Origin of the sequence: Falsiporphyromonas endometrii (assembly GCF_042654485.1) — a bacterium.
Taxonomy (GTDB): Bacteria; Bacteroidota; Bacteroidia; order Bacteroidales; family Porphyromonadaceae; genus Porphyromonas; species Porphyromonas endometrii.
Genome location: NZ_JBHSGO010000049.1, coordinates 36,261 through 48,026, shown reverse-complemented (window position 1 = coordinate 48,026; position 11,766 = coordinate 36,261). Strand labels below are relative to the sequence as shown.

At 39.2% G+C, this 11,766-nt stretch carries 9 protein-coding genes and 2 tRNA genes; 3 read left to right on the top strand and 8 right to left on the bottom strand.

The window, feature by feature from the left end:
* Nucleotides 1–487 precede the first annotated feature (487 nt).
* The 7 genes from ACFO3G_RS03170 to hflX all read right to left on the bottom strand — a co-directional run bounded on the left by ACFO3G_RS03170 (nucleotide 488) and on the right by hflX (nucleotide 6,840).
* Nucleotides 488–560, bottom strand: a tRNA-Lys gene (locus tag ACFO3G_RS03170).
* Between the two features lie 25 nt (nucleotides 561–585).
* A tRNA-Lys gene (locus ACFO3G_RS03165) sits at nucleotides 586–658 on the bottom strand.
* 85 nt (nucleotides 659–743) lie between these two features.
* Nucleotides 744–1,382 carry a dethiobiotin synthase gene (bioD, locus tag ACFO3G_RS03160; RefSeq protein ID WP_380077927.1) on the bottom strand — a complete coding sequence of 213 codons (639 nt, stop codon included), beginning with the start codon at nucleotides 1,380–1,382 and terminating at the stop codon, nucleotides 744–746.
* A 55-nt stretch (nucleotides 1,383–1,437) separates the two neighbouring features.
* Nucleotides 1,438–3,666 carry a RelA/SpoT family protein gene (locus tag ACFO3G_RS03155; RefSeq protein ID WP_380077929.1) on the bottom strand — a complete coding sequence of 743 codons (2,229 nt, stop codon included), beginning with the start codon at nucleotides 3,664–3,666 and terminating at the stop codon, nucleotides 1,438–1,440.
* 409 nt (nucleotides 3,667–4,075) lie between these two features.
* Nucleotides 4,076–4,921, bottom strand: a complete 846-nt coding sequence (locus ACFO3G_RS03150; RefSeq protein ID WP_380077925.1) for a 3-hydroxybutyryl-CoA dehydrogenase — start codon at nucleotides 4,919–4,921, stop codon at nucleotides 4,076–4,078.
* A gap of 261 nt (nucleotides 4,922–5,182) precedes the next feature.
* Complete coding sequence (locus ACFO3G_RS03145; protein WP_380077923.1) at nucleotides 5,183–5,599, bottom strand: rhodanese-like domain-containing protein; 417 nt, start codon at nucleotides 5,597–5,599, stop codon at nucleotides 5,183–5,185.
* Nucleotides 5,600–5,607: 8 nt separating this feature from the next.
* Nucleotides 5,608–6,840, bottom strand: coding sequence for a GTPase HflX (gene hflX / locus ACFO3G_RS03140; protein ID WP_380077921.1), 1,233 nt, complete (start codon nucleotides 6,838–6,840; stop codon nucleotides 5,608–5,610).
* A 161-nt stretch (nucleotides 6,841–7,001) separates the two neighbouring features.
* Here hflX and ACFO3G_RS03135 point away from each other — a divergent pair, with 161 nt between their 5' ends.
* Entirely contained in the window at nucleotides 7,002–7,271 is a 270-nt protein-coding gene (locus ACFO3G_RS03135; protein ID WP_380077919.1) for a hypothetical protein, read from the top strand.
* Nucleotides 7,272–7,887: 616 nt separating this feature from the next.
* The gene (locus ACFO3G_RS03130) at nucleotides 7,888–9,702 is read left to right on the top strand and encodes a DUF349 domain-containing protein (RefSeq protein ID WP_380077917.1); all 1,815 of its coding nucleotides are present in this window, start codon (nucleotides 7,888–7,890) and stop codon (nucleotides 9,700–9,702) included.
* 158 nt (nucleotides 9,703–9,860) lie between these two features.
* Here the strand turns inward: ACFO3G_RS03130 and ACFO3G_RS03125 are convergent, their stop codons facing one another.
* Nucleotides 9,861–10,298, bottom strand: coding sequence for an Hsp20/alpha crystallin family protein (locus ACFO3G_RS03125; protein WP_380077915.1), 438 nt, complete (start codon nucleotides 10,296–10,298; stop codon nucleotides 9,861–9,863).
* Between the two features lie 523 nt (nucleotides 10,299–10,821).
* Between ACFO3G_RS03125 and rbr the strand changes: the two genes are divergently transcribed.
* A complete protein-coding gene (gene rbr, locus ACFO3G_RS03120; RefSeq protein WP_380077913.1) occupies nucleotides 10,822–11,400 on the top strand; it encodes a rubrerythrin in 579 nt (192 codons plus the stop codon).
* Nucleotides 11,401–11,766: the final 366 nt, after the last annotated feature.

Here is an 11,766-nt window from a genome sequence, read left to right as displayed (position 1 = left end):
TGCCAGACAATTCGAAATAATTTCTTTAATTTGTACTCGTGTGAGATCCATACTGTTTTACTGTTTTATTTTATTTTTTCAAAGATAATAGTCTTGGGTCTTACACACTTTTTTGGGACAGTATCTTATTATGCTCTTAGTTTAGACCTTAAAAGCCTTCTTGATTGCCGAGCCTGATCCGCGCTCTGGCCTATAACCAATGTCGGTATGAACTTGTTGTTGGACAAATTCATACCGACATTTCTTTTTTATCTATAAGGCAATCAGGTCCTAATGGTATTTGCTCTTTGGATTTGTCCTCTATATGAGTACATTCCCTTCCTTCAATGAAATAATTTTTAGCCGAATCAATATGCTTAAATCAATCAACTATAAGGAATTATTCAGTGCCTTCAAATGTTTCTCTTCTATAAATCTATTAGGGATATAAATGAAAAGCATCACGCAGAAGAGATAAACTACTTCTTTGTGATGCTCTACTAATACGTGACCCCGGAGAGGCTCGAACTCTCGACCCAATGATTAAGAGTCATTTGCTCTACCAACTGAGCTACGGAGTCATCAATAACCCAATCCACTGAAAAGTGACCCCGGAGAGGCTCGAACTCTCGACCCAATGATTAAGAGTCATTTGCTCTACCAACTGAGCTACGGAGTCAACTTCTGTCAGTTACGATTGGTTTCGTTTGACGGGTGCAAATGTACAACTTTTTCTATACAATACAAGCCTTTTAGCAAAAAAATCAATTATTTTCTCGTCCCATCAGCAAAAGTTCTGCCTTGGGAAAATTCGTCTGGAGGTACTTCTTTGTGTATTCCAAAGTGTCTTGCGATATCTTATGATCATCTTCGAGATATTCATTATAGATGACATAAGCCACATCTATTCCTTTTAGTCTGGCCATTTCGAGACTCATAAGAGTGTGGTTGATGCTACCAAGTCGTCCACCGGTTACAAGTACAAGGGGATACTTTCTCTCTGCCACGAAATCAATAGTCAGGTAATCCCTCATGATGGGAACCATAAGACCTCCTGCACCTTCCATCAGAACTGTGTCATAACCTTTCTCTAAAAGTCTCTCTGTGCACTGATCGATAAAATTACAATCAATTATTCGGTGATCAATCTCAGCTGCCAAGTGAGGGGAGCATGGGAATGTAAATATGTAGGGGCAAGTGAGACCTTCTTTATCTTCCGGAAGAGTCTCCTGACCAAGAAGCTTGCGATGCATCTCGATATCTTCGCTTGTCTCTTGACATCCGGTTTGTATCATTTTTTGTGTGATGACCTTTTTACCTTTGCTCATTAGATACTTGGCCAAGAAGGCTGTCCCGTATGTCTTTCCAATATTGGTGTCAATACCACTAATAAAATATACCATTATACTATGTCTGTTTATTATTCATATATAAGTTAGCTGCCGATCTGGCAACTTCTTAGTCCACAACTCTGGATATTGATTTGATGGCAACATCTTTGCCTAAGGTGTCGCAAATATTATGGACATCCATCACATTGTGAACCAATATCTTTATTTTCCCACTAAATATTCCGTCTTTAGCTGTCAGATGAATTTCACGAACATTGAGATTGAGATCTTTGGTCAAAGACTGAGTAATCGCATTGAGGATTCCCCTCGAGTCAATACCTCTAATTGAGAGGGTGGCTTCAAAAAGGGTGTTGGCGTGAGCACTCCATCGAGTATTAAGGATGCGGTCTCCATAACTGCTTTTTAGTCTGGTCCCAACAGGGCATGAGCGCTTGTGGACCATAACTTTGCCATCATCTCCGATAAATCCAAATGCGTCATCGCCCGGTATTGGCTTGCAACAAGGGGCAATTTCATAGGTCTGATGCAGTTGTTCTTCTCGGAGTACATAAGGCTTGTTTTTGTCGAACTTCTTGAAGTTGACATCTTTAATGCTGATAGGTCTGTCCTCTTTGTGCTTGTTTTTGTTGCCGCCGAGGGCGGAACGGAAGAATCTGGTGAAGATATTTCCGCTTGTCTCATTGTTGGAATAATTGAGATAAGGAAGTTTTTTGATGCTTTCCGGAAGTGTTACGCTACCATTGCCTACTGCATAGAAGAATTCATCTCTGTTAGAGAAGCCATATCCTCCGGCAATCTTGTCAAGCATTGAATAATCGGGAGTCTCAGAGTCGCTTCCAATCATTGCCTCAACCTTCTCTTGCCCTATTGCGGCGATTTCTCTTCTTTTTTTGCGCAGATGTTGGTCAATTTTACTTCTTGCTTTAGCTGTCTTAACATATTTGAGCCATTCTTCGATAGGCTCTTGACTATTGCTTGTCAAGACCTCAACTTGGTCTCCGCTGGATAGTTGATAAGATAAGGGCACCAGTTTATGATTGACTTTTGCTCCAATACAGTGGTTCCCTATCTTTGAGTGGATGGCATAGGCAAAGTCCAGAGCGGAAGCCCCTTGAGGCAACTTGATGATCTCCCCTTTGGGCGTAAATACCATTACCTCTCCGGAGAAAAGATTGAGCTTAATTGTATCCAAAAAGTCCATTGCATTTGGATTGGGATTTTCCAAAATCTCCTGAATGGTTCTAAGCCACTTTTCGAGCTCTGAGTCTTCCTCAATGTTGTCGCCTTTGTATTTCCAGTGGGCAGCAAACCCCTTCTCTGCAATATCATCCATTTTGCGACTCCTAATCTGCACCTCTATCCAGTCCCCATCCGGGCCCATGACGGTAAGGTGAAGAGCTTGGTATCCATTGCTTTTGGGTACGGAGATCCAATCCCTTATTCGGTCAGGCCTATTTTTGTATATGTCGGTAATGATGGAATATATTTCCCAACATTTTTGTTTATCTGAGACACCATCTTGGCTTTCAAAAATGATGCGAACTGCAAAGATGTCGTAGATCTCCTCAAATGTGACTCCCTTTTTCTGCATCTTTTTCCAGATGGAATAGACGCTCTTAACTCTTGCTTTGATTTCGTATTCGAAGTCTCTACTATCCAATTCTCTACAAATAGGAAGGGCAAAATTGCTAAAGATCTCTTGGCGCTTCTCGTGCGAATCCCTAATCTTCATCTTAATATCTTCATACTCATCGGGATGTTCGTATTTGAAAGCAAGATCTTCCAATTCGCTTTTAATGGTAAATAGCCCCAATCGGTGAGCCAAAGGTGCATATACATACATGGTCTCTGCTGCAATCTTCATCTGTTTGTCCGGCCGCATTGAGTCCAGGGTACGCATATTGTGAAGTCGGTCTGCTATCTTGATCAGAATAACACGAATATCATCATTCATCGTCAAGATGAGCTTTCTGAAGTTTTCGGCCTGTGCTGAGGTATTGCTAAAAACTTCTCCCGATATTTTGGTCAAGCCATCTACTATGGTTGCAATCTTCTCTCCAAATAGGTCTTTGATGTCTTCAACGGTGTAATCTGTATCCTCCACTACATCATGCAGAAGCGCGCAGCAGATAGAGGTTGAGCCAAGCCCCATTTCTTCGGAGCAAATCATGGCTACTGAAATAGGATGTATAATATAGGGCTCTCCCGAGCGTCTTTTTGCCCCTTTATGGGCTTCTTTTGCAAGACGATATGCTTTCTCTATTATCTCAACCTTACGTCTATGATTGGAGTTGAGATATGAATGAATGAGGGCACTGTATGCCTGATCAATCATCTCATCATCAGTCAAAGGATCTTGGTTGTCAACGCTTCCAACGAAACTGTCACGAGGTTTAAGAATGGTCTCTTGGGCTTCTTGTGGTGCATTTGTAGACTGATTGTCAGAGGTTGTATTATTATCAGAACTCATATTTCTTTTCTCCTGCAATAATGTTGTTAGAATGTATAAGGTGAGGTTTACACCAAGATTATGTATTTGAAAAAGCAATAGTATACATTTCTGCCAAGGGATTACCTCTCCATCTGTATCGCAAATATAACAATAAACATAAAATGTTATTCGACCTTTAGATTGCTGTGCTTCCTCATTGAAATGACAAAGAAAAGGCTCTGCCAAAATGATATTACATCTTGACACAGCCTTTTGTCTTTTAGTACCAAGGTTTAACCTTGTCTATATGTGATTACTTTCTGTAATCGAAGAAACCGATATTGGTCTTTCTACCCAAGTGACCGGCACGAACTTTCTTCTTAAGAAGTACATGTGGACGATATTTTGGATCTCCATATTCGTTGAAGAGAACCTCCATAATAGCAAGGCAAACATCCAATCCGATGAAGTCACCAAGAGCCAAAGGTCCCATTGGGTGGTTGGCTCCCAATTTCATTGCTTCGTCAATCTCTTCTGCAGAAGCTACTCCGTCAGCGAGGATACCACAAGCTTCGTTGATCATCGGGATCAAGATACGATTTACGACAAAGCCCGGAGCTTCGTTGACCTTAACAGCTGTCTTTCCTAACTTTTCGCAAAGTTCGAGTACTTGCTTCAAAACATCAGGGCATGTAGTTTCACCGCTGATAACTTCCACAAGCTTCATTACAGGTACCGGATTGAAGAAGTGCATACCGATTACTCTGTGTGAGCCTTCTACTACAGAAGCGATTTCTGTAATGCTCAATGAAGAAGTATTGGTTGCAATGATAGCGTCTTTGCGAAGTGTGTCGCTGAGGGTACGAAGAGTCTCTTTCTTAACTTCCATATCTTCAGAGATTGCTTCGATAACGATATCCATATCTTTTAGATCGTCATAAGACTTTGTTGTCTTAATTCTTCCCATTACGGCATCTCTGTCAGCTTCGGTCATCTTGCCTTTAGAAACAAGCTTGTCAAGACCTTTTTGTACTGAAGCGATTGCGCGTCCAAGAGATTCGTCTGAACGACCTTTTACCAATACATCCATTCCTTTTTGTGCAATGCACTGTGCGATACCGCGACCCATTGTGCCATTGCCAACTACTGCAATTTTCATTATAAAGTGTTTTTAGTGATTTGAATATTATACTTAACTTGAATTTGCATAAGGAAGATACTTAGTGGTTGCAAACCAATGAGTTGGTGAAACTATCACCTCTCCGAACAACTGTCTGTTGCTGCGTCAATGCAACCATATGCTCCTCATGCCGTGGTCCTATAATACAAAGGTACGAAAACAAAGGTATAAAGACCAATCCTAATATGGGTTTTATGGCAAGGAAAGTAAAGTTGAGTCTTTTTGATCAAGAGAATAACCTTACTCTGCAACATTGGTGATAGATCGTGCTCTATCCTCTTTGGCCCATTTTGTGAATCCTCCCTCCATATTATACACCTTCTTAAATCCTAAATCGGACAATATTTTGGCCGCTAATGCAGATCTTTTCCCTGAACGGCAGTAAACAGCTACCGGCAAATCTTTATGCAGTTTGCTTAGTGCCAAGTCTTTGAATTTGTCGCTTTTAACATCAATTAGGATGGCATCATGGAGGTGTCCTTGAGCAAATTCTTTAGGAGTCCTGACATCTACTATCTGTATGTTGCTATTTTTGATGACCTGCTCAAATTGTTCGGTCGTGACATCTTTGATGTGGGTCTTGGTGTTACAACTCAAAAAACTTAACAGTATTGACAGCGACGCGATACTTAAAATAATAGCCTGCTTTAGGTTCATATCCCTGATTATATATTATAGTCTTGGTACAAAAAGTCGTTGTATGGGTATCTCTTCACATGGATTTCTTTGACTCTGTCGTATAAGAGGTCTTTCATCTCGCTAATACCGACTTGATCTTTTGCCGATATAAACAGGCAGTCCTTACCAATTTTTGCCATCCAGGTGCTTTTTAGCTCATCCAAGCTAATGTTTTCTTTGCTCATTGGAGTGAGGTCATCTTCATCTTTGGGTGTGAAAGAAAAAGCATCGACTTTGTTAAAGAGATATATGGTTGGCTTCTCTTCACCATCATTGATTTCTCTCAGGGTCTCTTCCACCACCTCAATCTGTTCTTCAAAACCCGGATGTGATATATCGACGACATGGATAAGCAAGTCGCTTTCTCTTACCTCATCCAAGGTACTCTTAAATGATTCGACCAATTGAGTTGGAAGTTTGCGAATAAATCCTACTGTGTCGGACATAAGGAATGGGAGATTCTGTATGACAACTTTTCTAACCGTTGTGTCGAGCGTGGCGAAAAGTTTGTTCTCGGCGAAAACATCTGACTTGGAAATTAGGTTCATGATGGTAGATTTGCCCACATTGGTATATCCCACGAGAGCTACGCGTACCATCTTTCCCCGATTTTTGCGTTGAACAGATTTCTGCTTATCTATATCTTTTAACTTGTCCTTTAGTCTGCTAATCTTGTCCAATACAATTCGTCGGTCAGTCTCTAACTGAGTCTCACCGGGTCCTCTCATGCCGACACCTCCTCTTTGTCTCTCCAAGTGAGACCAAAGTCTTGTGAGTCTTGGAAGAAGATATTGATATTGGGCCAATTCAACTTGTGTCTTTGCATGCGCTGTTTGTGCGCGAGTGGCAAAGATGTCCAGAATAAGACCTGTTCGGTCAATAACCTTTATTTTGAGCCTCTGTTCAATGTTTCTTAGCTGGTTGGGCGAAAGCTCATCGTCAAAGATGATAACGCCTATCTCTTTATCTTCTCCTTGTTCCGCTTGATCTTTGATATAAGTGGCTATCTCCTCGAGTTTCCCTTTTCCTACAAATGTGGCATTATTAGCCACATCAAGTTTTTGTGTAAATCTTTTTACTGTAGTCAATCCGGCTGTCTCAGCCAAGAAAGCAAGCTCGTCAAGGTTCTCTTCAACCTGTTCTTCACTTGAGGTTGGAGGAATAAGCCCGACCAGAATAGCCAGTTCGGTTTTGAAGTCTGATATTACAAATTCTTTCATATAATCAAAGGTATAGATTTTGCTTCAAATGTTGAATCGCTCACGAAACAATATCCTTAGAAAAATCTTTGCTTACCCCCTTTCGTGTGTTTTTCAAATGCTTAGTCATTGCTAAAGAGAATCCTTTTTAGTACCTTAGTCACTAAAATATAAAGAGAACCATGGAGATAAGCATATTACTTACCATACTTTTGATGATGATTTCGCTTGGAGGAGTGTTCTTCCAAGGGGGTAAGATATGTCTTGTCAACGAGCAACAAATCAATGACTCGGTAACTATCAAATATGATCTTAACAAAGCTCTTTATTTATGGGCTGTGAAGCTCGTCAATAGAGAGGTTTATTTGTTAAATACTGTTACCGTATCTAATGCTCAAAAAGCTGCTCAAACAGCACTGATTCAACCCCAAAATCTTAAGTTCGAGGGTTAGGGTAACCTGACCTTCATGCCGACTTTGCCCGTTTTATAGTACAAAACGGGCTTTATTTATGCGCTATTTTAACAAATAAGGTCGCGCGAGAATGGATTGCAAGTCGCGCGACCTTCCAAAAAAGGCGGCCTAAAGTCGATTTTTAAGTGTGCGAAAGACAAATAAAAATAGCGCTTTATATAAATTAACATTTAGCAATACCGATAAATCTCCCTTCGCTCAGTTTTTATAGAAGAAATGGCCATTTTTTGACCTCAATAATGGGTTGTTTTTAGGTCAAAAAACGCCTTTGTGTATTTACATTATTTATCTAATTTGATAGCCAATAGCTTCTTTTGCCGGTCAAGAGTGTAGTTGATTAAGAATGATTTGTAGCTTGTTTGAAGCTCAATATTGGTGAATCTCTTTCTCTGAAAAGATTGTAGATATGCTCGAAGTATATACTCCGAAGCGTCATTTTTAACTATTCAAATTCTTTAATCTCCTTTTATAAAAATAGTGTATAAACAAAATTATTGCCTAAATTTGTAGGAGACATTCACATTAATTGCTTATCTGGAGATGAGAATGTCTTTCTTAAGCCGGATAGGCATAACTAAAAAGAAGGTTTTATTATATGGAAATGACAACAAACTCTCATATTGAGCCACAAGACGATGGCTTGGATCGTGAACAATATTATATGAATCAATCTGGAAGCAGTCAGGAACCTGATCTCTCCAATAAAAATGCTGCAGAGCTTGTGGAAGCTTTAGCTGTTCTTTTGCAGAGAGATCCATTTCCCACACGACAAGAGGTTGATGTTTATAAAAAAGCCTTCTATCGCCGTAAGGTGTATGTTGAAAATAAGATTCAGAAAGAGGGAGCAGAATTTAAGGAGGATATCAATGATAAAATCGAGGTGCATGAAGAGCGTCTGAAAGATTTGTTGTCCTCTTTTAAGGATAAGTCTCAAAAGATTCGTGAAGAAGAAGAGGCTAAAAAAGAAGCCAATCTTGAGAAAAAGCAGGCTTTGATCGAACAGCTTAAGAAACTGCTTGTCTGTACAGATGAGTTTGGGAAGATTATAGTTGAGTTTAGACAGCTTCGTGAGAATTGGGATGCAACCGGAGATGTCCCCGATAATGTTGCAGACGAGCTTCAATCTACTTATAGCAAGTATGTAGAGCAATTTTACGACCTTAAGCAGATCAATGAGGAATTTAGAGAATATGACTTTAAGAAGAATCTTGAGTCAAAAACTGCTCTCTGTGAAGAGGCTGAGGCTTTGTCCGAAAGTGATGATGTGATTGGTGCAGCTCGCCAGTTGCAAACTTTGCACAGACAATGGAAAGAGATTGGACCGGTTGCCAGGGATTTGAGAGACAGTATTTGGGCTCGCTTTAAGGAGGCTTCTTCTAAGGTTAATAAGCGTCATCAAGAGTTTTTCGAAAAGATTAAAGCCAAAGAGGAAGAAAACCTTGAAAAGAAAAAATCGCTTTGCGAGAGGATTGAGGCTATCAATACAGACAATCTCAAACAACCGGGTGACTGGAAGAAAGCTACAACGCTTATTATTGATACGCAGAAGGAATGGAAAACTGTTGGTTTTGCGCCTAAGAAGGAAAACGAAAAAATTTATCTTCGATTCCGTGCTGCTTGCGATGCATATTTTGCCAATAAGAGTACTTTCTTCTCCAGAAGACGCAGCGAACTTGATCAAAACTACATAAAGAAGCAAGCGATGGTTGATGAAGCAGAAAGTTTGCAAGATAGTACTGATTGGAAGGTTACTGCAGACAGGCTTATCAAGCTGCAGAAAGACTGGAAAGAGGTAGGTCCCGTACATAGAAAGTATAACCAGACTTTGTGGGATAGATTTAGATCTGCTTGTGACAAGTTCTTCGAAAGAAAAAAGGAAAACTTTTCTCAAGGTCAAGGAGAGTTTAAGGAAAACCTTAAAGCGAAGAAAGAAATTATTGCCAAGCTTGAGGCCTTGATGAATGAAGAGGATGAGAATATTGCAAGAGAACAACTATCTTCCTTGATGAGTCAGTTTAGATCGATCGGCTTTGTTCCTTACAAGGAGAAAGACAATATCAAAGAGGCTTTTAGAAAGGCTTCTGATGATTTGTATAATAAATTGAAGTTGGATAGAAATCACAGAAAACTGGACAACTACAGTGAGTCTCTCAAAGAGATAGCAGATAGTTCTAAAAATGCATTGTTTAGGGAAAGAGATCGTATAGGTCGCATCCTTGATCGGATGAAGCAGGAACTTCATACATATGAGCACAATTTAAGTTGCTTCACGGTTGATAGCAAGGGAGGCAATAAGTTGGTCGATGATATGAAGCGTAAAAAGAAAAGACTGGAAGAAGACATAAAGCTCACAAAAGAAAAGCTCAAATTGATCAAAGTGGAGATTAATTCTTCGGATAATGAGGATTGATCCATCCCAATCAGATCATTCTTTTCAGAGGAGTGAGATTGGTGTAATCCCGACAATTAAGGCCTTTACAATAGGCTTATGAAATAAAAAAAGGGAAGCAGCAGTGAATCTTGGAGGATTCAACTTGCTGCTTCCCTTTAGTTATAAGTTAAGAGTGCTTACTTAATAGTAATCTCTCTTGTTGACTTTTTAAGCTCTTCCGGTGTGAGTTTCTTAATTTGGATAGTAAGAACTCCATCGTTCATAGAAGCTTCAATCTTGTCGTGATCGACGTTCTCGGGAAGGATTAGAGTCTGTCTAAACTTAGAGTAAGAAAACTCTCTTCTCAAATAGCGTGGCTTTTGATCGCCATCACTTTCTTCCTTCTTTTCTTCTTTCTTTTCCATTGAAATAACAAGATCGTTGTTCTCGTCAATGTGAAGCTTGAAGTCTTCTTTGTTCATGCCGGGTGCTGCTACTTCAACTTGATAGCCATCCTTGTTCTCAATTACATTGATTGCCGGGGCAGTTGCATTAGTTTGAGCCATCCAGTCATTACTGAAAAAATCATTAAACATGCTGGGTAACCAGTCATTTGTTCTTTTAATAGGCATCATAATTTTATCTCCTTTTTTATTTATTATACTTTCTATTTACTTTAAACAGATTATATTGTCTGTCTAATTGTTAGGTAATTATTCAATCACCTTTCACTATGGTATAAAGCAATAGCTGTGCCAATAAGGTTTATTTATGCTTTTTGTCATATTGGCAGTATTATTGACAATATGGCAATAGTTGATTTGTGAAGCTCTGTTGTGAAGTTGCCTTGTGTAGATATTGTATTGGACAATGGCTATTGCGACTATCTTGGAGAATTGTTGCCGGATCAAAAACAGTTTTTAGTGAGACAATATGAACAATCTTATATCATTTATTGTTACCTAAATGTAGGTATCTTTTACCGAGGGATGTGGATAAATCTATTGTAATCCACAAATTTAAAGTCTACATTTGTAGAGGTGTTGGTGCTCTTTCGTATGTGTATTTGGGCGAATGGAGGGTGTTGATACCAATTTATTGTTATATTGTTGTACAATATTATATTTATATAGTTGTTAGTATTTAAATTTTTGAGATATGGAAAAGTCCATTAAAGGAACAAAAACAGAGCAAAACCTATTGAAGGCATTTGCAGGTGAGTCACAAGCTCGTAATAGATATACCTATTTTTCTAGTGTAGCAAAGAAAGAAGGTTTCGAGCAGATCGCAGCTATCTTTACAGAAACTGCAGAACAAGAGAGAGTACATGCTAAGACTTTCTTTAAGTATCTTGAGGGTGGAATGCTAGAAATTACAGCAATGTATCCCGCAGGTATCATTGGTACAACAGCAGAAAATTTGGAAGCTGCTGCCGGTGGTGAAAATGAAGAGTGGTCAGAACTTTATCCTGAATTTGCAAAGATTGCAGAAGAAGAGGGCTTTAGAGATATTGCTAATACTTTTAAGCAGATTGCTAAGGCTGAATATCAGCATGAGCAGAGATATCTAAAACTTCTCGATCGTGTTAAGACAGATACAGTCTTTAAGAGAGAAGAGGCTATCCTATGGCAATGTCGCCACTGTGGTTATGTAGTAGAAGCTAAACAGGCTCCTGCAAAATGTCCATCTTGCAAGCATCCACAATCTTATTTCCAACCAATGGCTCAGAACTATTGATTTGATGTGACATTGTGAAGATAGACGACTAAAGTCTACTAATCAAAGCATAAAAAGAGGTGTACAGGTTTGTGCACCTCTTTTTATGCTTTCCTTTTCCTTAATACCTATCGTAGTTTCGGTGTACCAACCCTTTTAAGATCTTATCTATTACCTGGGAGTATAATTAGTTGTTTATAAATTCTTTTATACCTTTGTGAAAAGTCATGTATTACAGCTGGTCTGAAGTTGTATACAGAAGGTCCATATCTTATATGTGATTTGTTGCTTGACACATGAACTATTGCAAATCAAAGAGGATATACCTTAGGCTATATGCTATTGAACGATATTAGGTGAATATGTTTTATTTATAATCAATTCAAA